Origin of the sequence: Flavobacterium glycogeni (assembly GCF_048286775.1) — a bacterium.
GTDB lineage: Bacteria > Bacteroidota > Bacteroidia > Flavobacteriales > Flavobacteriaceae > Flavobacterium.
Window position 1 is genome coordinate 20,986 of the sequence record NZ_JBLVPV010000022.1, and the last position, 24,708, is coordinate 45,693.

Annotated in this window: 24 protein-coding genes and 1 pseudogene; 21 read left to right on the top strand and 4 right to left on the bottom strand. The window is 34.2% G+C overall.

Annotated elements, in window-relative coordinates; all coding sequences use genetic code 11:
* The first annotated feature begins 6 nt into the window (after positions 1-6).
* The 21 genes and pseudogenes from ACNQGX_RS14845 to ACNQGX_RS14945 all read left to right on the top strand — a co-directional run bounded on the left by ACNQGX_RS14845 (position 7) and on the right by ACNQGX_RS14945 (position 20,881).
* Positions 7-1,059: a YncE family protein gene (locus tag ACNQGX_RS14845; protein ID WP_417977528.1), complete on the top strand. Its 1,053-nt coding sequence runs from the start codon at positions 7-9 to the stop codon at positions 1,057-1,059.
* 116 nt (positions 1,060-1,175) lie between these two features.
* The gene (locus ACNQGX_RS14850; RefSeq protein ID WP_417977530.1) at positions 1,176-1,703 is read left to right on the top strand and encodes a heavy-metal-associated domain-containing protein; all 528 of its coding nucleotides are present in this window, start codon (positions 1,176-1,178) and stop codon (positions 1,701-1,703) included.
* 3 nt (positions 1,704-1,706) lie between these two features.
* A complete protein-coding gene (locus ACNQGX_RS14855; protein WP_417977531.1) occupies positions 1,707-2,513 on the top strand; it encodes a hypothetical protein in 807 nt (268 codons plus the stop codon).
* Positions 2,514-2,560: 47 nt separating this feature from the next.
* Positions 2,561-3,295 carry a DUF3347 domain-containing protein gene (locus ACNQGX_RS14860; protein ID WP_417977533.1) on the top strand — a complete coding sequence of 245 codons (735 nt, stop codon included), beginning with the start codon at positions 2,561-2,563 and terminating at the stop codon, positions 3,293-3,295.
* A 1-nt stretch (position 3,296) separates the two neighbouring features.
* Entirely contained in the window at positions 3,297-3,767 is a 471-nt protein-coding gene (locus ACNQGX_RS14865; RefSeq protein ID WP_417977535.1) for a heme-binding domain-containing protein, read from the top strand.
* A 5-nt stretch (positions 3,768-3,772) separates the two neighbouring features.
* A complete protein-coding gene (locus tag ACNQGX_RS14870) occupies positions 3,773-5,068 on the top strand; it encodes an efflux RND transporter permease subunit (protein ID WP_417977537.1) in 1,296 nt (431 codons plus the stop codon).
* Entirely contained in the window at positions 5,065-7,002 is a 1,938-nt protein-coding gene (locus tag ACNQGX_RS14875) for an efflux RND transporter permease subunit (protein WP_417977539.1), read from the top strand. Before ACNQGX_RS14870 ends, ACNQGX_RS14875 begins: the two co-directional genes overlap by 4 nt.
* Positions 6,989-8,242: a TolC family protein gene (locus ACNQGX_RS14880; protein WP_417977541.1), complete on the top strand. Its 1,254-nt coding sequence runs from the start codon at positions 6,989-6,991 to the stop codon at positions 8,240-8,242. Before ACNQGX_RS14875 ends, ACNQGX_RS14880 begins: the two co-directional genes overlap by 14 nt.
* Positions 8,243-8,244: 2 nt before the next feature.
* Positions 8,245-9,492 (top strand): heavy metal-binding domain-containing protein, encoded by a 1,248-nt coding sequence (locus tag ACNQGX_RS14885; protein ID WP_417977542.1) that lies wholly within the window; start codon positions 8,245-8,247, stop codon positions 9,490-9,492.
* Between the two features lie 2 nt (positions 9,493-9,494).
* The gene (locus tag ACNQGX_RS14890; protein ID WP_417977544.1) at positions 9,495-10,709 is read left to right on the top strand and encodes an efflux RND transporter periplasmic adaptor subunit; all 1,215 of its coding nucleotides are present in this window, start codon (positions 9,495-9,497) and stop codon (positions 10,707-10,709) included.
* Positions 10,710-10,770: 61 nt separating this feature from the next.
* Positions 10,771-12,015 (top strand): hypothetical protein, encoded by a 1,245-nt coding sequence (locus tag ACNQGX_RS14895; protein ID WP_417977546.1) that lies wholly within the window; start codon positions 10,771-10,773, stop codon positions 12,013-12,015.
* A gap of 11 nt (positions 12,016-12,026) precedes the next feature.
* Positions 12,027-13,091: a Vgb family protein gene (locus ACNQGX_RS14900; protein WP_417977548.1), complete on the top strand. Its 1,065-nt coding sequence runs from the start codon at positions 12,027-12,029 to the stop codon at positions 13,089-13,091.
* A 112-nt stretch (positions 13,092-13,203) separates the two neighbouring features.
* Positions 13,204-13,914, top strand: coding sequence for a PepSY domain-containing protein (locus ACNQGX_RS14905; RefSeq protein WP_417977549.1), 711 nt, complete (start codon positions 13,204-13,206; stop codon positions 13,912-13,914).
* A gap of 18 nt (positions 13,915-13,932) precedes the next feature.
* Positions 13,933-14,388 carry a YybH family protein gene (locus ACNQGX_RS14910; RefSeq protein ID WP_417977551.1) on the top strand — a complete coding sequence of 152 codons (456 nt, stop codon included), beginning with the start codon at positions 13,933-13,935 and terminating at the stop codon, positions 14,386-14,388.
* 9 nt (positions 14,389-14,397) lie between these two features.
* Positions 14,398-15,342: a ceramidase domain-containing protein gene (locus ACNQGX_RS14915; RefSeq protein ID WP_417977553.1), complete on the top strand. Its 945-nt coding sequence runs from the start codon at positions 14,398-14,400 to the stop codon at positions 15,340-15,342.
* Positions 15,343-15,388: 46 nt separating this feature from the next.
* Positions 15,389-16,258 (top strand): DUF2911 domain-containing protein, encoded by an 870-nt coding sequence (locus tag ACNQGX_RS14920; RefSeq protein ID WP_417977554.1) that lies wholly within the window; start codon positions 15,389-15,391, stop codon positions 16,256-16,258.
* 28 nt (positions 16,259-16,286) lie between these two features.
* Positions 16,287-16,778, top strand: a complete 492-nt coding sequence (locus ACNQGX_RS14925) for a DUF305 domain-containing protein (RefSeq protein WP_417977556.1) — start codon at positions 16,287-16,289, stop codon at positions 16,776-16,778.
* A 42-nt stretch (positions 16,779-16,820) separates the two neighbouring features.
* Positions 16,821-19,697: a multicopper oxidase domain-containing protein gene (locus ACNQGX_RS14930; protein WP_417977558.1), complete on the top strand. Its 2,877-nt coding sequence runs from the start codon at positions 16,821-16,823 to the stop codon at positions 19,695-19,697.
* A gap of 180 nt (positions 19,698-19,877) precedes the next feature.
* Positions 19,878-20,300, top strand: a complete 423-nt coding sequence (locus ACNQGX_RS14935; protein WP_417977560.1) for a membrane or secreted protein — start codon at positions 19,878-19,880, stop codon at positions 20,298-20,300.
* Between the two features lie 45 nt (positions 20,301-20,345).
* Positions 20,346-20,438 (top strand): annotated as a pseudogene (locus ACNQGX_RS14940) (heavy metal-binding domain-containing protein); the annotation flags it as partial.
* Positions 20,438-20,881, top strand: coding sequence for a universal stress protein (locus ACNQGX_RS14945; protein WP_417977562.1), 444 nt, complete (start codon positions 20,438-20,440; stop codon positions 20,879-20,881). The pseudogene ACNQGX_RS14940 and the gene ACNQGX_RS14945, both read left to right, overlap by 1 nt.
* Positions 20,882-21,072: 191 nt before the next feature.
* On the opposite strand, the gene ACNQGX_RS14950 is transcribed toward ACNQGX_RS14945, so the two are convergent.
* From ACNQGX_RS14950 to ACNQGX_RS14965, 4 genes are all read right to left on the bottom strand, one after another.
* Positions 21,073-21,258, bottom strand: coding sequence for an FAD-binding protein (locus ACNQGX_RS14950; protein ID WP_417977564.1), 186 nt, complete (start codon positions 21,256-21,258; stop codon positions 21,073-21,075).
* Between the two features lie 329 nt (positions 21,259-21,587).
* On the bottom strand, positions 21,588-22,934 hold the full coding sequence (locus ACNQGX_RS14955; protein WP_417977566.1) for a hypothetical protein: 1,347 nt from the start codon (positions 22,932-22,934) through the stop codon (positions 21,588-21,590).
* Positions 22,935-23,461: 527 nt separating this feature from the next.
* A complete protein-coding gene (locus ACNQGX_RS14960) occupies positions 23,462-24,028 on the bottom strand; it encodes a hypothetical protein (RefSeq protein WP_417977567.1) in 567 nt (188 codons plus the stop codon).
* Positions 24,029-24,060: 32 nt separating this feature from the next.
* Positions 24,061-24,669 (bottom strand): c-type cytochrome, encoded by a 609-nt coding sequence (locus ACNQGX_RS14965; protein ID WP_417977569.1) that lies wholly within the window; start codon positions 24,667-24,669, stop codon positions 24,061-24,063.
* Positions 24,670-24,708: the final 39 nt, after the last annotated feature.

The following is a 24,708-nucleotide window of genomic DNA, read 5'->3' on the forward strand; positions in this document are numbered from 1 at the left end:
TAATAAATGAAGAATATTTTTTTTACCGCTTCAACAATTGGAGTTATGCTTTTATCATCTTGTAGTAAAGACGACAATATGAATATGGATACAACTTTAAATATAAACTATCCTGCTGCCTATGTGGTGAATGGAGAAGATGCTACGATTTCTGTAATCAAATTATCCACAAATGAAGTCACAGAAACAATTAACTTAATGGGAACTGGAACTGATATGATAATGTGGCCTCATCACATTTCTACACACTCAAATCATTTAGCCATTGGTGTTCCAGGTATGGACTTTTCAGCTGGACATTCAGGAGGAACAACAGGAATGACAGGCAAATTATTGATTATTGATGCAATCAATGGTACAACAGTAAAAAATATGAATTTACCATTGATGAACCATAATACAACATACTCACCAAACGGAACAGAAATTTGGGTACCGCAAATGAATATGAATGGTAAAGTATTGGTGTATAATGCTTCTACCTATGCATTAACCAACACGATTACTGTTGGAATGATGCCAGCCGAATTAACTTTTTCATCTGACGGAACAAAAGCCTATGTTGCTAATGGCGATGATGATACTATTTCTGTAATCAATGTGTCAACAAAAGCAGTTATTGCAACGGTTACAGTAGGAGATAATCCTGTCGGAGCTTGGACTGGTAGCGATGGTAAAATGTATGTTGATAATGAAGACGGACAATCTATTTCTGTTATCAATGTGGCTACAAATGCCGTTGACCAAACCATTGTTTTAGGTTTTATGCCCGGAATTGCTTCACACAACGGAACAAAAAGCGAGTTATGGGTTTCAGACCCAATGGCTGGAAAAGTACATTACTGGACTTGGGATACTGCAATGATGATGTGGATGCACGGCGGAGCTTTTAATACTGGTGCTGGTGCTCACGCAATTTCGTTCACTACCGACGGAAATACAGCGTATGTAACCAACCAAACAGCAAATACAGTTTCTGTTGTAAATGTTATCAATCATACCGTTACTAAAACAATCAATGTTGGTAAAAAACCAAATGGTGTTGTAATAAAAATGTAAACTATTAATTTCTAAAATATCAAATGAAAATTTGATAAACGATTAAAATGGATTCAGCTTAATAGCCATTAATCCAACAGAACAAGAAATTAGTAATCATATTAAAAATAATAACAATGAAAAAAGCAAATTTAAAATTTATAATTGTAGTAATTTTGGTTATGACAACGAGCATAAAATCGTATGCACAAATTGCAAAAGCAGAAATAATAGCAACAGGACTTACTTGCTCCATGTGTTCAAATTCCATAAACAAACAACTTAAATCATTAGCTGAAGTTGATAGTGTTGCTACCGATTTGAACACAAATACATTTACCGTTTTTCTAAAAAAAGACAATAACATCAAACCAAGAGTTTTAAAAGAAAGAGTTGAAAAAGCTGGCTTTTTTGTGGGTTCAATGGTAGTAACAATGTCATTTGATAACTTAAAAATTGAGGATAACCTAACGGTTAAAAAAGACGATGTTACACTTGTTTTTGTGGATGCAAAAGCTAAAACGTTAAACGGTGAAACCAAAGTAAGGGTGTTAGACAAAGGTTTTGTTACCCAAAAAGAGTATAAAAAATTAGTAAAATCTTTTTCTAAATATCTTAGTTATGCTACAGATAATGAAGACGATTATCATTTAATAACTTTATAAAGAATGAAATATTTATTATTCGTTTTCTCAATTCTGTTTACCCATCAAATGAATGCACAAGAATTGTTTGTTATGACAGAACCTGCCAGCAATATGCCAACAGATGCAATACGCATTAGGGATATGAATTCATTTATGTTTGAAAAAGATGGCGCACTCAATTACCATAACATGCCTGAACTAATGTGGGGAATTAATAAAAATTGGATGGTTTCTGCTTCAGCTTTTATAAGCAATACTGGTGATAAATGGGCAACGGAAGGAGGTAGTTTATATGCTAAATATCGATTCTTATCTGCAGATGATATGCACAGTCATTTTCGTATGGCAGCATTTGGAAGATACAGTTTCAATAACGCTGATATTCATCAGGAAGAAATAGAAACTATGGGTCACAATACGGGTTATGAAACTGGAATTGTAGCCACAAAATTAATAAAAAAAGTCGCCATAAGTTCAACAATAAGTTATGAAAGAGCTTTAGACAATAAACCGGATTACAAATTTCCCGCTACACAAAGCAATAGTGCGATGAATTATACGCTTTCTATTGGGAAATTAATGTATCCTAAAACATATACCAGCTACAAACAGACTAATATCAATGCAATGCTTGAATTTTTAGGGCAACGATTAAATGAAAATGGGAAATCTTATTTAGATATTGTGCCATCTATTCAATTTATTGTTAATAGTCAAGCAAGAATAGATTTAGCTTACAGACAGCAATTATATAGTAAAATGGAGCGTACAGCACCAAATGGTTTTATGATAAAATTAGAATATACTTTTTTTAATGTTACGAATTAAGAAGTGTAGAATACAAAAATTAACAACAACAATTTAAATTTAATAAAATGAAAAATCTAATCCTTTCAGCCATAGCAATGGCATTTGTACTAGTTTCTTGTAACCAAAAAAATAAAGAAGCTGCAACAACTAATTCAGAAACAACAGAGAGTACTTCGCAATTATACGCGTGTCCAATGCACCCAGAGGTTACAGGGAAAAAAGGTGAAAAATGCTCAAAATGTGGAATGGAACTAACCGAACCAGTTGTACAAAATGAAGCAGCTCATGATCATACTGATGGTAGTCATAGTCACGATGATGCAACAACAGTTGAAGTTAATAATGAAGCTACATCGGTTACCCAAACAACATTTTCTACAAATGAAATCATTTCTGATTATTTAAAACTAAAAAACGCACTCACAAAAGACGATACAAAAGGAGCAGCCAATGCGGGTAAAGCATTATATGCAACTTTCAATAAAGTCAATACCAATACAATAGATCCAAAATTGAAAACAGAATATATTGATATTGCTGATGATGCTAAAGAACACGCAGAACACATTGGCGATAATGTTGGAAAAATTGACCACCAAAGAGAACATTTTGCGATGTTGAGTAAAGATGTGAATGATTTGATAAAAATATTTGGAGCAAAACAAAAACTATATCAAGACTTTTGTCCTATGTATAATGAAGGAAAAGGGGCTATTTGGATAAGTGAAAGCAAAGAAATAAAAAATCCTTACTACGGTTCGAAAATGCTTACTTGTGGTTCTATGAAAAAACAATTATAAAATGAAAAAAATCATCAAGAAAATACTCATAATTGGGTTTGTTATTTTTTTGTTGATGCAGTTATATCAACCTGCTCGTAATGAAAGTTATGAGCAGGAATTAACTGCAAATTTCACGAAAATGTACGATGTTCCTAAAAATGTTGAAACTATTTTACGGACATCTTGCTACGATTGTCACAGTAACAATACCAATTATCCATTATATTCTTACATTCAGCCAGCACGGTTTTTTATGGAAGAACACATTAAAGATGGTAAAATGGATTTGAACTTTAATGAGTTTGGAAAGTACTCCAAGCGAAAACAAGAAAACAAATTAGAAGCTATCATCAAACAAATAAAGTCTGATGAAATGCCCTTAGCGTCCTACACGTTACTTCATAAAAATGCAATAGTAACACCTGCTAAAAAAGAGGAAGTAATCAATTGGATAAATAAAACAAAAGATAGTCTTTCATTAGAAAACTAAATGTCATGGTAGAAAAATTAATATCATTCTCGTTAAAGAATAGATTTGTTGTCCTTCTCGTTTCGGCCTGCTTATTTGCTTGGGGTATTTATAGTGTACAACAAAATCCTATAGATGCAATTCCTGATTTATCAGAAAATCAAGTCATTGTTTTTACAGAATGGATGGGAAGAAGTCCACAGGTTATAGAAGCACAAGTAACCTATCCTTTGGTTTCTAACCTGCAAGGAATACCAAAAATTAAAAACATTCGTGGCGCTTCCATGTTTGGGATGAGCTTTGTATATATCATTTTTGAAGATGATGTCGATGTTTATTGGGCAAGAACGCGCGTTTTGGAACGATTAAATTACGCACAACGATTGTTGCCTCAAAATGTTGTGCCAACCTTAGGTCCCGATGGCACGGGTGTGGGACATATTTTTTGGTATCATTTAGAAACCAACGGTATGGACTTAGGAGAGCAACGCGCTTTGCAGGATTGGTATGTGAAATTTGCATTGCAAACCGTTCCCGGCGTGGCCGAAGTGGCTTCTTTTGGAGGTTTTGAAAAACAATATCAATTGGTGTTAGATCCTCTAAAAATGCAGTACTATAATGTAAGCATGATGGAGGTGATGAATGCTGTCAAGGCAAACAACAACGATGTCGGCGGAAGGAAATTTGAAATGAGCAATATGGCCTACATTGTAAGGGGATTGGGCTATATCAAAAACATAAAAGATGTCGAAGATATTACGGTTAAAAATTACAATGCTGTTCCTGTAAGAGTAAAAGATCTGGGTTCCATACAAATGGGAGGCGATTTGCGTTTGGGAATTTTTGATGAGAATGGTACAGGCGAAGTAGTCGGCGGAATTGTAGTGATGCGCTATGGCGAAAATGCCGATAAAGTGATAAAAGCGGTTAAATTAAAAATGAAAGAAGTCGAAAAAGGACTCCCGGAAGGCGTTTCTTTTAAAACCTCGTATGACAGAAGCGAACTCATAGAACAGGCTATCGAATCTGTCAAAGGAACTTTAATCGAAGAAATGATTGTTGTTTCTATAGTTATCCTTCTGTTTCTTTTTCATTGGCGAAGTGCTTTAATCATCCTTATTCAGCTTCCAATATCCGTTGCTGTTGGTTTTATTTTGCTCCAGGCTTTCGGGATTTCATCCAATATTATGTCATTAACCGGTATCGCTCTTGCAATAGGAGTTGTGGTCGATGATGCAATTGTAATGGTCGAAAATTCCTATCGGAATATTTCGGAGAAACAGGAAGAAATGGATAATAATCAACAATCGACTGAAAAATGAAAAATTTCATAAAAAATATATTTAAAAAAGAACACGACCCGTTATCTTCCGAAGAAAAACTGAAGATCATTGAATCGTCCTCCAAATTGGTTGGGCCAGGGGTTTTTTATTCCACCTTAATTGTAATTACTTCGTTTTTACCGGTGTTTCTTCTTACGGGTATGGAAGGCAAATTGTTTAGTCCGCTGGCTTGGACAAAATCGTTCATCCTTATTGTAGATGCCTTTTTGGCCATTTCACTTACGCCTGTTTTGATCAGTTTTTTGCTCAAAGGCAAACTTCGCCCCGAAGCAAAAAACCCAATTAGCAGAAAACTGGAAAGTATTTACACCCCTATTCTGACTTTTTCTTTGAAATGGAGAAAAACAGTGTTGGGTTTAAATATCATTGCTTTACTAATTGGCGTATTGATGTTTACGCGTCTGGGCTCAGAATTCATGCCTCCATTAGATGAAGGTTCCATTCTGTTTATGCCGGTTACCCTGCCCGATGTTTCCAATTCCGAAGTAAAACGAATTTTGCAGGTGCAGGATAAATTGATAAAATCGATACCCGAAGTCGCCCATGTTTTAGGAAAAGCCGGAAGGGCGAATACAGCGACAGACAATAGTCCCATAAGTATGATTGAAACGATTGTTTTGCTAAAACCCCAAAACGAATGGAGAGAGGGAAAAAACAAGAATGACATTGTAACCGAAATAAACAATAAACTGCAAATTCCCGGGGTAACGAATGGTTTTACCCAGCCTATTATCAATCGGATCAATATGCTTTCTACCGGTATCCGAACTGATGTGGGCATAAAAGTTTACGGAGCCGATTTAGATACCATAAATGCTTTATCCCAAAAAATCAAAAAAGCACTCGAAGGAACGGCTGGAATAAAAGATTTATATTCCGAACCTATAACAGGCGGGAAATATATTGATATTGAAGCAAAGCGGGAGGCAATTGGCCGATACGGACTTACTATTGACGATGTAAATAACGTTGTCGAAGCCGCTATTGGCGGAATGAAACTGACCACAACTATCGAAGGAAGACAACGCTTTTCGGTAAATGCGCGATATGCACAGGAATACCGAAACAGCATTGAAGCCCTGAAAAAACTGCAAGTGCAAACCATGCAATACGGGCCAATTCCTTTGGAAGCCGTTGCCGACGTAAAAATAAGCGATGGACCACCCATGATAAACAGCGAAAATGCCATGCTTCGTGGCAGCGTGTTATTTAATGTTCGGGAGCGTGATTTAGGAAGCACCGTAAAAGAAGCACAGAAAAAACTGAACGCAATGATAACAAAAATGCCCAAAGGGTATTATGTGGAATGGAGCGGGCAATGGGAAAACCAAATCAGAGCCAACAAAACGTTAAGCATGATATTGCCCATCGTTGTTATTATCATTTTCCTGATTTTATTCTTTACCTATCATTCGATGAAAGAAGCTTTAATCACCATGATAACAGTGCCATTTGCCTTAATTGGGGGGATTTTTATGGTCTATTTTTATGGCATCAATTTATCGGTGGCGGTCGCCGTTGGTTTTATTGCGCTGTTTGGAATGGCCATAGAAACAGCGATGCTGATGACCATTTATTTGAATGAATCAATGAATAAAATGGTAGCAAAATATGGCAACAGTGCAGCAACAATTACTGAAGATATTTTGAGACAGTATATTATTGATGGTTCAGCCAAAAGATTGCGACCAAAACTAATGACAGTTTCGGTGTCATTATTTGGATTAATCCCAATTCTTTGGGCAACTGGGACAGGTGCAGATGTGATGCTCCCAATTACGGTCCCACTCATTGGAGGAACAATAACTTCAACTATTTATGTATTATTAGTAACACCAGTTGTTTTTGAAATGTCAAAACTTCGCGAATTAAGAACAAAAGGTAAAATAGAACTTATAGATGTTAAAGAATAACTATTATCTCGTTATAAGCTGTTTGCTTTTAAGTACTGCTAATATAGTGGCGCAAACACTTTCGTTGGATGCTGTTTTGACGATTATCAAAACAAATAATCCACAATTAAAAATGTATGATGCTGATATTCAAAGTATGGATGCAGCTGCAAAGGGAGCAAAAAGCTGGATGGCACCACAAGTGGAAACGGGGTTTTTTATGACGCCTTTCAATAGTAAATTATGGAAAGCCGATGAAATGGGTCCAGGAATGGGTTCGTTTATGTTCGGCATTACACAAATGATACCTAATGGTTCAAAACAAGATGCACAATTCAATTACATGAATGCCATGTCTTCTGTCGAAAAAGAAAACAAGAATTACACCATCAATCAACTCAATGCTTATGCAAAAACGTATTATTATGAATGGATTATCATTGCCAAGAAACTGAAAATAGCTCAAGATAATCTTTTACTTTTAGAGTATATGTTCAAAAGTATGGAAATCAGATACCAATACAACATGGACAAGTTACCGTCCTATTATAAAGCAAAATCTCAATATAGCGCTTTACAAAGTATGATTGTAATGCTGGAAAATGACATTTCTCAAAGAAAATATATGTTAAATACTTTGATGGCAAGAGATAAAAATAATTCGTTGGAAATAGAATCGACTTATCAAATTAAAGAATACAATTTATTTCAAACAGATCTTTCCTCTTCTATAAATAGCAGAAGCGACTTTAAAGCTATAGATAAAACCATAGAGATTAACGAGTTGAAAATTGCAACAGAGAAAGCCAACACCCGTCCCGATTTTGGAATAAAATACGACCACATGTTTACATTTGGAAATCAACCAAAACAATTTTCTTTAATGGCGATGATTACCATTCCCATGCCTTGGTCTACCAAAATGAATAAAGCCAATATTTCTAGTATTAAATTTAAAAACGAAAGTCTTGTTTGGCAAAAACAAATGATGGCAAATGAGGCAGATGGAATCATAAAAGGTATGAATTCAGAATTTTTGAATCTTAAAAAACAATACAAAATTGCCGAAGAAAGTATTATTCCTGCATTAAGAAAAAATTACGACACTGCTGTGCTTGCTTGGCAAAACAACACCGCAGATTTGTTGCTTGTATTGCAAGCATCCGAAGCATTAAATATGGCGCAAATTGATGCCCTCGACAAATTGAAAGCCATTCTGGCTACCCAAGTGGAAATTGAAAAACAACTGGAAACTAAATGATTATGAACAAATTTTTAAAATATAGTTTGGTAGTTATAGTAATTTCTATTATTGGATTTGCTATCTATTTCTTAGCTGTGAAATCAGATAATCATTCGGAGAATTCACATCAAACAGCAATTTATACCTGTTCTATGCATCCCCAAATTATTCGCGACAAACCCGGAAATTGTCCCATTTGCGGAATGACTTTGATAAAAAAAATAACAGAAAGTCATGCCGGGGAAGACAATTCTATCGAAAACCTTTTAAGACCTACCGATAATTTTATTGTTGGTAATTATCAAACCACTACCCCAAAAGACACAACAATAAGCAGTGAAATCAGTTTACCCGGTCTAGTGGCGTACGACCCAAATTCCTCCGTAAATATTGCAGCTCGAATAAGTGGAAGAATAGAAAAAATGTATGTAAATTATAAATATCAAAAAGTAGCTAAAGGACAAAAACTTTTTGATTTATACAGTCCGGAATTACTCACGGAACAGCAAAATTTTATTTATTTAGTTTCCAATGATTCTGATAACTCGTCAATCATTAAAGCCTCAAAGCAAAAATTATTGCTCTACGGAATGACAAATAATCAAATAAATTCATTGGCTTCTGCCAAAAGAGTATACCCGGTAATTTCTATATACAGTCCTGCTAACGGAATTATTCAGGGAACAGAAAGCATGACCATAAGTGCCAATGCAACAATGCAAAATTCTAATACAATCACAGAAAATTTAGCTATAAAAGAAGGTGATTACATTAAAAAAAGTCAGATTGTTTTTAAATTAGTGAATACCGATAAAGTATGGGGTATTTTTAATGTCGTACAAGGTTACAATAGCCTAATCAAAATAAATCAATCTATTACTATTACTTCAGAGTTAGACGAAAATGAAGTCATCAACGCACAAATAAACTTTATAGAAACACAATTTAGTCCAACTGATAAATCAAACAGAATCAGAGTTTATTTAAATAACAATACGCTGAAATTACCCATAGGTTTGCGATTACAAGGCATTGTAAAAACAAATCCGACGAAAGGGACTTGGGTACAAAAACAAGCATTGGTGAGTATTGGAAATAAAAAAATAGTTTTTTTTAAAATGGATAACGGCTTTAAAGTAAGAGAAATAAAAACGGGAATTGAAGTTAATAATTTTGTCCAAATTATAGGCGGCATTTCCGTTGAAGATACCATTGCCAAAAATGCACAATATTTAATTGACAGCGAAAGCTTTATAAAAACAGAGTAGCCATGAAAGCATTAAAAAAAATCAGCATTCTATTTTTAATACTTACCGCGTTTATAGCTTGTAATACTAAAAACAAGGAAGACCATAGTACCCATCAAACAAAGGAAAGTCTTTTCTATACTTGTTCCATGGATCCACAAGTGAAGGAAGATAAGCCAGGGAAATGTCCCATTTGCCACATGGATTTGACTCCAATGAAAAATGACGATTCGGCAACTAACGAAATAACCTTGAGTAAACAGCAGATACAATTGGGAAACATCACCACGCAAAGTATTGCAACAACCCAAAGCAGTTTAGAACAATCCTATACGGGAGTTTTAACAATTAATCAAGAGAAAATTAATACCATTTCCGCTAGAGCAATGGGAAGAATTGAAAAGTTATACTTCAAAACTACTGGCGATTATATTAAAAAAAACGCAGCGGTTTATCAATTGTACAGCGAAGACATTGCCATTGCCAAGCAAGATTATTTTACTGCGTATAAACAACTTGCTATGCCTGGTGATTTTGGAAAAAATGCACGAAACATGCTGAATGCTGCCAAACAAAAACTTTTGTTCTTTGGCTTATCCAACAAACAAATTGAAAGCATAAAAAGCAGTAATGAAGTTTCTCCCTATACTACTTTTTATAGTACCTACAGTGGAACTATTTCAGAAATAGTAGCGACAGAAGGGAGTTATATCATGGAAGGTTCGGGCATAATTAAATTGGCCAATTTGAACAGTCTTTGGCTTGAAACACAGGTAAATGTAAGCTATGCAAAAAGTTTGCACCTTGGTCAAAACGCAACAGTTTCATTTTCCGATTTTCCAGATACAACCATAAATGCAAAAGTTTCATTTATCAATCCTGAAATAAATCCGGATACTAGACTGCTTTTAATTCGTATGGAAGTCCCGAATCAAAACCTACTCTTAAAACCTGGGATGCAGGCCATTGCAAAATTGACACAATCAAATATAAAAGGATTATTTGTACCTACTGATGCTGTTATCCGGGAAGAAAATGCTTCTTATGTATGGATTGAAAAAAGACCAGGGGTATTTGAAAGCCTAATGGTAGAAACTGGAGTGGAAACCAATGGGATGATTGAAATTAAATCGGAAATGGATCCATCTAAAAAAGTAGTCATTACTGGAGCGTATGCCATAAACAGCGAATATAAATTCCGCAAAGGAAGTGACCCCATGGAGGGAATGGAAATGTGATATTAGGTGTCAATGATTATGAAAATATTAAATTGAAAGCAAATTTATACATAAACTAAAAATGAATAACCTAACGCAAATAATACAACAATACAAAACCGATACAGAAAGCGTTTATAATACTTGGTTTGTCGATAACGACCAAAGGCTAAAAGCATTTCGAACCATTCGTAGGGGAATTTTACAAGTCATTGACGATATCAAAAATAAGACTTTTCCAAATGATTTTAAAGGGAGTAGTTTAGAATTTGTATTGAGTTGTATTGCAGAACAAAAACAAATTTTTGTAGGTGTGGCACATCCTTTTTATTGGAAACCAAAATTGCGAATTCCTGATATTTACGAAAATCCAAACAATAAAATTGCTTTCGGCCAATTTCTCGAAAACTGTATAAACGCAAAAACTGAAGAACAGGTTGTAAAAGAAATTGTAAAATTGGATGAATTAAAAATAAAAGGTTTAGGTCCGGCGGTAGCGAGTATTTTATATTTTTTGCACCCAACTTGGTTTCCGCCATTCAATACGGCAATTCTCAGCGGATTTAATTTTCTATTCAAAGACAAAAAGAAGTTAGGCAGTTGGACAGAATATCTTAAGATCCGAGAAACATTAATCGAAACTAACAGTAAACATAAATCTGAATTATCAAATGATTTAGGAGCGATTGCAGGTTTATGCTTTGAAATTGGAACCCAAAAAATGCTAATTGGTAACGATGAATATTTAAGCGAAGACGAACGTACTCGATTTGAAAAGAATATTTTAAAACGCCAAAAAGAAATTCAGGAAGAAAAATTGGCAGAAAATCTTCATAACGAAATGCAATACCACTTACTTAAAATTGGAGTTTCATTGGGTTATGATGTTACACCAGCCAGTAATGATAAAAGTAAAGCGTTTAATGGCCAAAGTTTTTCGTTTATATCAATTAGTAAATTTCCTGAATTGCCAACAGATAAAGACACCCAAAACACGATTAAACTCATTGATGTGCTTTGGTTTAAAAAAGGAACAAACAATATCATTGGAGCATTTGAAGTAGAAAAAAGCACCAGTATTTATTCAGGTATTTTACGTTTATCCGACTTGTATTTTAGTATTTCCAATGGCGAAGAGGTATTTTATATCATCATTCCGGACAGTCGCGAAAAAGATGTGATACAACAATTGAATAGACCTGTTATTAAAAATTCAAAAATGAATATCAAATACATACTATTTTCTGAATTGCGAAACCAATGTGACGCAATTTGCAAATTTGGTTCAGATTATTCCATTATGGAAAAAATAGCAAAATCAACTTAAATAATAAAAAAATGAAAAATCTTGTAGTACTCAAAAAATTTCAGATTATGGTAGTATTAGTAGTGGCTGGCTTAATAATAGGCAGTTGCAATAATCCTAAAAAAACAATGCAATTAGCAAAAGTATATGTAGCTAATGAGGATGGAGGTAGTATTTCTGTTATAAACCTTCAGGACAGTACAAAAAATACAGAAATATCAATTAGTGACTCTTCAGGAATGATGTTTATGGCTCATAACGTACAAGTTGCGCCTGATGGGAAATCCGTTTGGGTGACGGCAATACCTATGGATAGTACAGCAACAAACCAATTGATAGTAATTGATCCAAACACTAATTCAATAAAAAAGCGTATTGAACTTGGTAAGGATTTACATCTGGCTCATGTAGTTTTAGATAATAAATCTGAATATGCTTATGCAACTGCAAATGAAACAAATCAGATATTTCAAGTCGATGCCAAAACATATAAAATAACTCAAAAATTTGAATTAGGAAAAGGATATTTACCACACGGTTTTAGACATCAAAACGGAAAACTTTATGTTGCAAATATGGATGCAAAAAGTATGTCGATTGTTACTATTGCTGATGGCACAATAACAGACATTCCACTGGGAGGAGTGGGTGTGCAAGTTGCAACTACACAAGATGAAAAATTTATTTTTGCTAGTTTGTATGATACTAAAGAAGTAGTAAAATATGATATTACAAATGCCCAAATAACAAGAATAAAATTACCAAATGACGCGCAAGGTCCAATTCAATTGTATGCCACGCCAGACAGCAAATTTTTATATGTAGCCGATCAAGGGGAAACAATGGGTAGGCCTGTTTCTAATAAAGTTTTTGTAATTGACATAACCAGTAACAAAGTTATTAAAACTATAATCGCAGGTAATAAGGCACACGGTGTAGTGGTTAGCAAAGACGGAAAAACAGTTTATGTAACCAATAGTGGTGACAATACTATTTCAGTAATAGAGGTCGCAACTCAAAAAGTAATTAATACAATTGCAGTAGGCAAAAAACCGAATGGAATAAGTTATTGGTCCGAAACTGGCGGAATGGAATAGGAAATTAAGCAATGAATATTCTAATATATTCTGTTTTATATAATTGCAATTTTAATGCGATTTTCAAAGTTGGTTCAGTTTATTTAACAATTTAAAAAAAATTAAAAGGTAAATGATTAAACGAAAAAAAGTAAAATGGATTAGAAAATCTCACCGATATTTAGGAATATTTTTAGGTCTTCAATTCTTAATGTGGACCATTAGCGGTCTGTATTTTAGTTGGTCTAATATTGATGACATTCACGGAATGCAATTTCATAAAAAAGGAATTGTTGCTGAGTCGTTTTCGGATTTAATAAGTCCTTCCCTTCTTCATCCTTCGATAGCAATTCAATCTATAGAATTAAGGAAAATAAATAATCAACCTTTTTATTGGGTGAATGAGAAGATGCTTTATAATGCTAAAACTGGAAAATTAAAAACTGGTATCTCTAAAGAAGAAGCGTTGTCAATTGCAGATAAAAATATTGTATCAGGTTTAAAAGTAAAAGAAATACAACTCATTAAAGAAGTAGGGAAACACCATGAATATAGAGAGCATTTACTACCTGCCTATGTTATTTTATACCAAGAACCAAATAATTTAAAGGCTTATATTTCAGCAAATGATGGAGCTTTTCAAACGATTAGACATAGAGATTGGCGATGGTTTGACTTTTTATGGATGACCCATACCATGGATTATGAAGGCAGAGATAACATGAATAATATTGTTTTAAGAGTCTTTTCCTTATTAGGGTTAATAACTGTTTTAAGTGGTTTTTTACTTTGGTATATCTCTTCGCCTACTATTAGAAAAATTTGGAAAAAAATAAAACAATAATAATCTAAATAAATAAAAATGAAATTATCAAAAAAAATGTTTACAAAAGTTTTTTTATTACTATTAGTAACAGCAAGTATGTTTGCCCAAGACAAAGACACAGATGCTGTAAAAATGGTACTAAAGCAATACAATTCTGCTGTTGAAAAATTAGATATTACTGGTACAGAAAAGCTATTTACTACCGATTCTAAAATATATGAATCAGGTGGTAATGAAGGTGGTTATGCTCACTATTTAGAACATCACCTTGCGCCCGAAATGAAAGAATTTAAATCGTTCACTTTCAGCGATTATAAAGTTGATGTTACGGTAAGCGGCGAATATGCATTTTCTACTGAAACATACAATTATACAATTGTAGTGGCAAAAGATAATAAAGTGTTAAAACGCAAGGGAATTGGCACGAGCGTTTTAAGGAAAATGAACGGTGAATGGAAAATAATGGTTAGTCATAATTCATCCAGAAAATAAAAATATAGCTTGGATTTAACAAATAAATCAACAGCAATAATGGTTAAAAAATTTCTAACATACTGTATCAAAAAAAAACGCATAGTATGCCCTGATATTTTTATCGGAACAGGAACGGTTGTCCTGTTGTTAGCCATAACCTTGCTTTTTGCTTTAGCTATTTGGTGGCTTAATCATAATCCATTACTTCAGGATTTCTGGAAAGATTTCCCAGCAGATCATAAAACTGTTGAAATGTTTAGCGAAAAAATTGAAATGAACAAACCAGTACGTCATCCAGTTAATGTATTTAGTGGAATAATTTATTTAATAGTGGCAATCATTATTTTTAAAGAAAGTCAGAAAGAATTGAAGAATAGTGACCCTTACAGCCAAAATAAAAAGAATCGGATTCATAAAATATTTTTTGCCTTCATTCTGCTATATGTCTTTTTTGGTAGCACATTTTATCATGCTTCGCTTATAAAACTGGCTCTTAAAATTGATTATTCGGCTGTATATTTTTTTTCGCTTTTTCCTGTAATGTATTTTTCCTGCCGATGGTTACTCACTAAAAATGAGGAACAGTTGCGTTTTTCAAAAAAGGAAATAACTGTTGTTGTTTATTTAATTTACATCACTGTCTGCCTTTTACTTTCCTTTTTTACCCCAAGGGGTAAGGAACAAATAGTATCCTTTGTATGCATTCTGATGTTTTTTTCATTTGCTATTGCAAGTATCTTAGCTAATCCCAAGAAAACGAATATCAACTACTTAATTTTTAGCGTTGTATGTGCTATGATTGCCTTTATTTGGTTCGAGTTGGATACACATAAAATTCTGTATAATGCAAACAGTTATTTTCAACTACATAGTTTCTGGAATTTATTTATAGGATTATCAGGATTTTATTTTTACATATTTATCCGGAGTGAACACTTGGGCAACAGCGGAACTGAAGAAAAATTAAAATAATAAGATAATAAAAAAAAACAATAAAATCAATTTAAAATTAAAAACCATGAAAAAAGTAATTCTAATACATTTCTTTATTTTACAAGCTTTAGTAATTTCGGCACAAGAAAAAGTTCAAATAAAACTAACTTCTGCAAGTCCATCTGCATCATTTGAACAAGAATTGGGTAGCACAATAATCAAAGTTTCTTACAGCAGACCACTAGCAAGAGGCAGAAAAATATTTGGTGAATTAGTGCCTTTTGAAAAACTCTGGCGAACTGGCGCCAGTGATTGTACTTCAATAACTACCAACGAAGATATTGTATTTGGAAATACTACTTTAAAAATGGGTAGTTACTCAATATTCACAATACCTTCAAAAAAGGAGTGGACAATAATTGTAAATACAGATACTACATTACATGGAGAAACCGGATACGATGCCAAAAAAGATGTTTTTCGTTTTACAGTTCCAGTGGAAAGCATACCCAATTTTTATGAAACATTTACAATCGAAATAAATGACATTAATAACAAAGGGGAGGGATTTCTAAAAATAATATGGGAAAATTCGATGGTGAAAATTCCATTGAAAAGCAAAGCAGATAAAAATATTTTAGCAGTAATAGATAAAAACATCATTAAAGAAAAAACCCTTGATGCTAATTTATTATTTCAAGCCGCAAACTATTATTACAGTACCAATAGAGATTCCAAACAAGCAATAGCTTGGCTTATTGAAGCCGAGAAATTAGATCCGCAGAATTTTTACTATCCTAATTTGAGACAAAAAATAGCAACGGAACTAAAAGACTATCCAAGTGCAATTGAAGCAGGGAAAAAAGCTTTATCAATAGCAGAATTAAAAAAAATGAAAAGTGTTGAATCACTCAAAAAACAAATTTTAGAGTTAGAGTTACTATTGAAAAAATAAATTCAATTAATTTTTAAATCAAAAAATTATGGAAATGAAGCACACTACAGAAGAACATTCAAAAGAGTTAAGTTTGACTATGTACAAGAAATTGGCGATTATGATAGTGTTATCATTTATAGCTATGTATATACTCATGTATTCAATGGTAGATGTTTTTGCCAATGTAATACCCAATATAAACCAATTTTACATGGCTGGACTGATGACCATGCCGATGCTCGTAATTGAACTTCTAGTAATGGGTAGCATGTACGGAAATAAGAAATTAAATATTTCACTGGTTATCACTGGTTTTATTGCTTTGATCCTATTTTTTACAGGTATTAGACAACAGACGGCAGTTGGGGATAAAGAATTTTTAAAATCAATGATACCGCACCATGCTGCAGCAATATTAATGGGAAAAGAGGCATCGGTTACCGACCCTGAAATAAAGGAATTAATTAAAAATATTATTACCAGCCAGCAAGCGGAGATTGACCAAATGAAAGCAAAGCTTAAAGAATTAGATAAATAAAACTATTATTAGAATTAGTAAATCAATTTTAAACTAAAAAAAATGAAAAGAATAATAGTATTAACATTCATTCTCGCTATTTATTCCTTTGCACAAGCACAGGACATGAAAGGGATGGATATGCAAAAGAAAGAAAATACTCAGAAGGTACAGTCTGCAACATACACCTGCCCAATGCACCCCGAAATTCACGCTGACAAGCCAGGGAAATGCCCTAAATGCGGAATGACGTTGATAAAGGAAAAAGCGAAAGCGGTTAAGAAATCGGTAGTTAAAAAGCAGGATGAAATGCAAATGCCCATGAAAAAGACTTCTAAAAAGAAGGACGACATGGACAATATGAAAACGGATAATAATAAGGTGGCATCCGTAACATACACCTGCCCAATGCATCCCGAAATTCACGCTGACAAGCCAGGGAAATGCCCTAAATGCGGAATGACTTTGGTAAAGGAAAAACCGAAAGCGGTTAAGAAATCGGTAGTTAAAGAGCAGGATGAAATGCAAATGCCCATGAAAAAGACTTCTGAAAAGAAAGACAACATGGACAATATGAAAACGGATAATAATGAGGCTCCTAAAAATCATGAGATGGGCAAAATGGATATGCCAAAAGCAAACCTAGAGCCTATAAAAACAATTGTAAACAACACACCGCCAAGGACAGTCAGGTATGATTTATATGTGCGAGACACCATTGTAAATTTTACGGGTAAACCTAAAAGAGCCATTGCCGTAAACGGACAAATACCAATGCCAACACTTACATTTACGGAAGGCGATACCGCTGAAATTTATGTGCACAATGAATTGGACGAAGAAACATCGTTGCATTGGCACGGTTTGTTTTTACCCAACAAAGAAGATGGTGTGCCAAACCTTACACAAATGCCAATCAAACCACATACTACCCATTTGTATAAATTTCCAATTATTCAACACGGTACGCATTGGTATCATAGCCATACTGGATTACAGGAACAAATAGGAATGTACGGTTCTTTTACTATGAATAAAAGAGAAGAGATTGATATTCCCACCGTGCCCATAGTTTTGAGTGAGTGGACTGATCTGAATCCCAATAATGTACATCGAATGTTGCATAATGCTTCGGATTGGTTTGCCATTAAAAAAGGGACAACCCAAAGTTATGCGGAAGCCATTAGAAGCGGATATTTTAAAACCAAGCTCGCAAACGAATGGAAGCGAATGAATGCGATGGATGTGAGCGATGTGGCTTACGATAAATTTTTAATTAACGGAAAAAGTGAAAGCCAACTTGCACAATTTAAAGCAGGCGATAAAGTCCGATTACGAATTGCAAACGGCGGTGCATCAACCAATTTCTGGTTGACATATGCTGGCAGCAAAATAACGGTTGTGGCAAGCGATGGTAACGATGTGGAACCCGTTGAAGTCGATAGATTACTAATTGCAGTTTCCGAAACTTATGATGTGATTGTTACCATTCCTGCCGATAAAACAGCTTATGAATTCTTGGCTACACCCGAAGATCGCACAAAATCAGCCTCATTATATTTAGGTGATGGTATTAAGCAATTAACGGCTCCGCTACCCAAGTTAAAATATTTTGAAGGAATGAAGATGATGAACGGCATGATGAAAATGAACGGAGATTTAGACGATATGGGAATGCAAATGTCGCTTAACCAAATGGATATGAATGTGGTAATGTATCCAGAAATTACAGGTGAGCTAAAGAAAAAAGGCGCCGACAAAATGCCAGGCATGAATATGGAGGGAGATAAAATGAATGGAATGGAGATGAAAAAAGAGGAAATGAAAGATAAGGATATAGACAAGGATAAAAAAGAGGGTATGAATATGGGAGACCATAAAATGCACGGCATGGACAATCAATATGATTCCAATGCACTTTCTGATATCGTGACCTTGAACTATGCCATGTTGAAATCTCCAATCAAGACAACCCTTCCTAAAGATGCACCAGTAAAAGAATTAAAGTTTGAACTTACCGGAAATATGAATCGTTATGTTTGGAGTCTGGATAACAAAGTAGTTTCAGAAAGTGATAAAATCTTAATCAAAAAAGGAGAAATCGTACGCATGATACTTCACAACAATTCTATGATGCGCCATCCAATGCACTTGCACGGACATGATTTTAGGGTAATCAACGGACAAGAAGATTACGCTCCAATGAAAAACATCATTGATATCATGCCAATGGAAACTGATACGCTCGAATTTGCAGCCACCGAAAGTGGCGATTGGTTTTTTCATTGTCATATTTTATATCACATGATGAGCGGAATGGGCAGGGTTTTTAGTTATGAAAACTCTCCTGCAAATCCATTAATCCCAAACCCTAAATTGGCGCAACGCAAATTGTTTGCTGACGATAGAGCATTTCACTTTATGGCAGAAAATGATTTTGCCACAAACGGAAACGATGGAGAAGCGATGTATCAAAGTACACGTTGGAGTATCGGCACAGAATGGCGTTTGGGTTATAAAGAACACCACGGTTATGAAACCGAAACCCATATAGGCCGATACATCGACAAAATGCAATGGATAATGCCTTTTATAGGTTTTGATTGGAGATCTAGAAAAGGGGGAATAGACGTGCAAGAAAGAAATCTATTTGGGCAATCCAATTCCAAAGACAAAAGAGCTGTTTTTAGTGCAGGGGTTAATTATACTTTACCAATGCTTATAGTGGCACAAGCCGAAGTATTTACCGATGGTAATTTCCGATTACAGTTCGAGCGAAAAGACATTCCTGTTTCAAAACGATTAAGAATGAATTTAATGTGGAATACTGACAAAGAATATATGGCAGGTTTAAAATACATTATCAAAAGAAATTTTGGTGTAACCACCCATTATGATAGCGATATGGGATTTGGATTTGGAGCTGCTTTGAATTACTAAAATTTTTTATTTAAGGTTAATGCTGAGGATGCTTGTTGTAAAAACAAGCATCTTTTTTTGTTTAAATACCTGAAAATATGTTAATTATGTAACTATTATTTAGACTAACGTAACGTTTTAATAAATTAGTTATGTTATCTTTATATTGTGAAAATTACTTCACAGCTAAATATTAAATAAATGAAAACCATTCAAAAAATTATTTTAAGTATTGCTTTTGTAACATTATTTGAATCGTGTCAATCTAAAACTGATGTCAATCAAATTCTTTCAAATTCAGATACAAAAAAGGCAATTATGGATACTATTGCAAACAATAGCGATATGTCTAAAGATATGATGCAAGCGATGATGAACAGTAGTAAAGGAAAAATGATGATGACAAATCACGAAAATATGATGAAAATGATGAAGGATAATCCAGATATGATGAAAGGAATGATGACAGAAATGATGGAAGCATCTAAAACAGATACTACGATGATGTCTGAAATGTGTAAATCAATGATGGATAATCCTAAAATGATGGATATGATGAAAGATAAAAAAATGCAATCACACAAAATGACTGGAATGGATAAAAATATGGATATGTCCAAATAATACAAATACAAACAATATTAAAATATAAAAAAAATGGAAACTCAAAAAACGTACACCTGCCCAATGCATCCAGAAGTTACTTCGGATAAACCCGGAAAATGTCCTAAATGCGGAATGAATTTAGTGGAGGAAAAAGAATGAAAATTCTACTAGCAACCGATGGTTCAAAATATAGTAAAACAGCAATTAATGAAATTGCCAACAGACCATTTCCGCCAAAAACCGAAGTGTGTATTGTTTCTGTTTATGAAAGAATGTCGCTAATAAATACTCTTGAGCCAATGGGAGTTTCACATGAATATTATGCTGAAGTTGATCACAACGCTTTTAAAGGCGCAGAGAAAATTACGGAAAATGCAGCGAAAATTTTGCGTGATAAAAATCCGACTTTAATTGTAACTACAATGGTTATTGGTGGTTCTCCAAAAAGTGCAATACTCAAAGAAGCTGAAACATTCGGTGCTGATTTGATTATCGTTGGTTCCCATGGTCATGGGGTTATAGAAGGCTTTCTGCTTGGCTCGGTTTCCCAAGCGGTGGCATTACATGCAAAATGTTCTGTGGAGATTGTACGTAAATAAAACACTAAACAATGGACATACATACATACATACATACATACATACATATCCTTTTTGTAATAAATAGGTATCGCTGAAACTCGCTGGTAAATTTAAAAACCTAATGCAAGTTCGGTACTGTAAATATTATTGTGAAAAAGTTAAAACAAGTTACATTTTTCACGCATTTAATGTCGAGCGATAATTCGGCTTCAAACTAAAATTACCTTACATCCTTCCTTTGCAAGACAATAAACATTGGTAAGCCCAGCTATACCACCACCTATAACTAAAATATCAGTATCAATATTCTGGTTTAATTTTTCAAAAGCTATTGGCTGTATAGCCGATGAAAACCAAAATGAAAGATTATCGCCAGAGGTAATAAATAGTACCATTTTCGGGTTTGGAAGTGGATGTTCTATCAGGAACTTTCACTTGAGTTGGTGACAACTCCTGGGTGACTTTGTTAATTTATTTTATCTTTACAGTATGTGGTTTCATATCTGTTTTGTTTTTGAATGATTTTTTCTTTGTTATATATGCGAATTAAGGGTTGGAATGTTTAGGTAGAAAACATGAACCGAAACGAACTTTAAACCTAATTACTACCCAATATTTAGTTCCTAACAGCACAAAAAAAACAATTTTTTTACCATTGATTCGCATTGTTTCCTTTTTATAAACTATAAGGAAATTATTTTTTCCGAAAGTATATTTAATTTTTTTACAAAGACTTAAGATATTCAACCAAATCTTTTTTCTCTTCTTGAGTCAAATTAAGTTTTTTGAAATTGTTGTAATGATTTACTACGTCCATCAATGTTGCAAATCTTCCATCGTGATAAAAGCCACCTTTCGTGTGTGTCCATAAACCTTTTAACCCTTGTGTAACATAGGTGTTATCTGGCGAGCGGTTTGACTGAAAATCATCAATACCGATGTCTGAGGCTTTATGTGTATTCCATCCCGGTTCGGTAAAGAGAGGAGGTATGTGACAACTTGCACATTTTGCTTTGTCGTTAAATACAAGCATGCCACGCTTTGCTGAATTTTTGTTATATATACTATCAGGTGCCTTAGGTATCGGTATTGCCAATTGATAAAATTGCAGTGCTGCTAATTTTCCTGTTATCATATCGGGATTATTGCGTTTTTTTCCTGCACCTGTTTTAGCCGCAACTGGATATTTTTTTGCATTATTAAGCCGTTCATCATAAAAATTTCCTTGCCCGACTAATTGAAGATTTGCAACGTAAGCATTCCAATAAGTAACATCACCCCATCCGCCCGTCCATGTGTGAAGAGTGTGCCCTGCATGGCCAAATGCCTCGGGTATTAAAGTAGCACCAGATTTTCCATCAGGACGGAATGCTTTGCCATCTAAATTTAACAGTGCATCAAATTTACCGGGACCCCAGCTTGCCAACACTTTTTTAACTGTAGCTACATCAGTACCTAGTGCATCTGTAAGCGGTTTTAAATTGGGAGCCATGGATATAATTGCACCAACGTTTAAATCGCGATTTGCCCATCCGTCAAGGCGACGACCAATACCGGGAGCAAATGCATCATCAACTGTTGAATGGCATGAGGCACAAGTAATGCCGATAGATACCATTTTTTTGTTTTTATCGAAGGTTCCTTTAACGCCTACCACTGCATTCAGCTGCAAAAGTGTGAGTGTAACGGCGGGGTCATCTAAATTTACTTTTCCGGCTTTAATAGCAGCCGCTACTTCGGCAGGTATGGCATCCATGTCAACTTTTAATCCGGCTGCCAATGCGGCTTTGGGGGAGAGACCTGGACCAACACCACCATTTTTTTCTCCGGCAATTGCTTTGTTTAGTTGTAGTGCATCTGTCCAATAGGCTTCATCTCCGAAGGTTTCAAAACGAAATGTTTGCTTGCCTTCTTCGAGCATTTTTTTGGCGTTAGCTAAAACGGGGTCGTCACTTTCTTTAATAGTGGCATATGTCTGAGCTGTTGAAGAATTTGTGCATTGGAAAAGAACCATGGATACGATAATAAAAGTGATACCCAATAAAACCAGAAGTAGTGGATGTTTTTTCATTTTGTAAAGTATTTATTGATTTAAATTTTTTTAAAATGGTTTAAAAAATACTATTTAACGAATGTCTGCCTATACAAATATTTCTATCTAAATGCAGAAAATTAAAGCACTACGATAATCTTGTATTATTCTTTTTTTATTTTACCAAGCTTGATTTGGGGTTTTTCAAGCATCTTCTCTTTTTTGTCTTCTTCAAATGTCAGGTCATTGCCTGTTAAGAATGCAAATTTCTGTTTGAGTTTACATTTCTGCTTATTCCCGTTTCCGTTGTGTTTATTTCTTTAGAAGAATAAAATTACGAAAAAAATTCAACAATAAAAAATGTAAGTCATTTGTTTTTAGAGTGTTATGTTTTGTTTCATAAAATTTTTTTATGTGTTTTCATTTTTTCTGCAACACTCTTTCAGTGAAACTATTGTTATTTAATTTGAATGGATTTCACTGATTTGATTTCTTAAGCAATGCCTGAAAAATTTGTATCGTTATCTCGTTGTTCCATCCTTCTGGAAAATCAATCCCAAAATCACTTAACCGCAATTTAAAATTGAGTGTAAGCAAACAGGAAAAGGTTTCGTTGCTTGCAATGTGTTTAAGTAACCGTTTACATATATTGTTTTCACTATTCCATTCAAATGCAGCTCTGCTTCAAAATTTAGTTTGTGATCTGGATGTTCTAATGTCTTCACGTAGGGAATGTTCAGTTTTCCTTTCAGGATTATCGGCTTTATGGATGAGTTAATAAGTTTTATATTCAATGAGTCTGTTGTAGTACGTAAAGTAGTCTGATTAAGTGTTAATCCGATTTCAGCAGTTTCATAATTGATCAAAACAAACAAATGATTGCTATTGGCTATTATTATGGAATCTCTATATGAGGCAATAACCTCAATACTTCCTTCCTTGGTTTGGTATCTTTGTTGGGCCTTAGCTGAAAAGCTCCATAGGAGTAATGCTATAATGGTCCATACCCATACTTTTGTTAGAATTTTCACCATTACTTTATACATAATTACGATATAAATATATGTTTGCAATTGCTTTTCTGTATTTGATATATTTTCCATTCCTTTTAAAAGCACTTCGGTTATTATCATTTGAATTATTTATGTTTTTTTCATTCATTTTCCTAATGATTTTGCCCTTGGTGTTCCAGCATTCCGTCTGAATTTTTCAGAGAATTTACATAAACATAAACCGAAAGGATTTCTTCTTCGCTCAAAATATTTTCCCATGCTGCCATTGCAGTTCCCTTCATTCCTTTTTTTATGAGGTATATTCGTCCTTGATTTGAATAAAATGATGAATGTTCAGGGTCAGTAAAATCGGCTGGCTTTGGTTGTAATGTTGTTGCTCCTGGACCATCACCTTTACCACCACTACCATGACAAGTAACACAATATTTTGTGAATATGTTTTTACCTTGTGCAAGTTGTTCCTCAGTACCGGGAGATACGGGCTGATTATATTTTTCGCCCAATTCCTGTTTTAACCATTCGCGCGTTTCATTCATTTGTTGTGAATGCCCACTATGTTCATAGTTGTCATTTTCTTCTCCCTTTTGTTGAGGGTGGTTCTGTTCAATTTGTTCTTGGTTTTTTTCTGAATTCCGGCAGGAAGTAAGCATCAGCACTGCATACATCAATGCGGTAATGATTGCAAACTCGATTTTGGTAGCTCGGAAGAGTTTACGCAGAGTATGACTGAAGAACTCACCATATTGTTTTGATTTTTTCATAGTTGTCGTTCTAGTTTTTAAATTAAACCATCAACCAAA

Excerpts from the sequence above, each read along its gene's own strand:
- ACNQGX_RS14875 (WP_417977539.1), top strand. The coding sequence starts at position 5,065 with ATGAAAAATTTCATAAAAAATATATTTAAAAAAGAACACGACCCGTTA.
- ACNQGX_RS14930 (WP_417977558.1), top strand. The coding sequence starts at position 16,821 with ATGAAAAGAATAATAGTATTAACATTCATTCTCGCTATTTATTCCTTT.
- ACNQGX_RS14880 (WP_417977541.1), top strand. The coding sequence starts at position 6,989 with ATGTTAAAGAATAACTATTATCTCGTTATAAGCTGTTTGCTTTTAAGT.
- ACNQGX_RS14910 (WP_417977551.1), top strand. The coding sequence starts at position 13,933 with ATGAAATTATCAAAAAAAATGTTTACAAAAGTTTTTTTATTACTATTA.
- ACNQGX_RS14935 (WP_417977560.1), top strand. The coding sequence starts at position 19,878 with ATGAAAACCATTCAAAAAATTATTTTAAGTATTGCTTTTGTAACATTA.
- ACNQGX_RS14885 (WP_417977542.1), top strand. The coding sequence starts at position 8,245 with ATGAACAAATTTTTAAAATATAGTTTGGTAGTTATAGTAATTTCTATT.
- ACNQGX_RS14850 (WP_417977530.1), top strand. The coding sequence starts at position 1,176 with ATGAAAAAAGCAAATTTAAAATTTATAATTGTAGTAATTTTGGTTATG.
- ACNQGX_RS14900 (WP_417977548.1), top strand. The coding sequence starts at position 12,027 with ATGAAAAATCTTGTAGTACTCAAAAAATTTCAGATTATGGTAGTATTA.
- ACNQGX_RS14855 (WP_417977531.1), top strand. The coding sequence starts at position 1,707 with ATGAAATATTTATTATTCGTTTTCTCAATTCTGTTTACCCATCAAATG.
- ACNQGX_RS14960 (WP_417977567.1), bottom strand. The coding sequence starts at position 24,028 with ATGATAATAACCGAAGTGCTTTTAAAAGGAATGGAAAATATATCAAAT.
- ACNQGX_RS14950 (WP_417977564.1), bottom strand. The coding sequence starts at position 21,258 with ATGGTACTATTTATTACCTCTGGCGATAATCTTTCATTTTGGTTTTCA.
- ACNQGX_RS14965 (WP_417977569.1), bottom strand. The coding sequence starts at position 24,669 with ATGAAAAAATCAAAACAATATGGTGAGTTCTTCAGTCATACTCTGCGT.
- ACNQGX_RS14870 (WP_417977537.1), top strand. The coding sequence starts at position 3,773 with ATGGTAGAAAAATTAATATCATTCTCGTTAAAGAATAGATTTGTTGTC.
- ACNQGX_RS14890 (WP_417977544.1), top strand. The coding sequence starts at position 9,495 with ATGAAAGCATTAAAAAAAATCAGCATTCTATTTTTAATACTTACCGCG.
- ACNQGX_RS14905 (WP_417977549.1), top strand. The coding sequence starts at position 13,204 with ATGATTAAACGAAAAAAAGTAAAATGGATTAGAAAATCTCACCGATAT.
- ACNQGX_RS14895 (WP_417977546.1), top strand. The coding sequence starts at position 10,771 with ATGAATAACCTAACGCAAATAATACAACAATACAAAACCGATACAGAA.
- ACNQGX_RS14920 (WP_417977554.1), top strand. The coding sequence starts at position 15,389 with ATGAAAAAAGTAATTCTAATACATTTCTTTATTTTACAAGCTTTAGTA.
- ACNQGX_RS14925 (WP_417977556.1), top strand. The coding sequence starts at position 16,287 with ATGGAAATGAAGCACACTACAGAAGAACATTCAAAAGAGTTAAGTTTG.
- ACNQGX_RS14865 (WP_417977535.1), top strand. The coding sequence starts at position 3,297 with ATGAAAAAAATCATCAAGAAAATACTCATAATTGGGTTTGTTATTTTT.
- ACNQGX_RS14945 (WP_417977562.1), top strand. The coding sequence starts at position 20,438 with ATGAAAATTCTACTAGCAACCGATGGTTCAAAATATAGTAAAACAGCA.
- ACNQGX_RS14845 (WP_417977528.1), top strand. The coding sequence starts at position 7 with ATGAAGAATATTTTTTTTACCGCTTCAACAATTGGAGTTATGCTTTTA.
- ACNQGX_RS14860 (WP_417977533.1), top strand. The coding sequence starts at position 2,561 with ATGAAAAATCTAATCCTTTCAGCCATAGCAATGGCATTTGTACTAGTT.
- ACNQGX_RS14955 (WP_417977566.1), bottom strand. The coding sequence starts at position 22,934 with ATGAAAAAACATCCACTACTTCTGGTTTTATTGGGTATCACTTTTATT.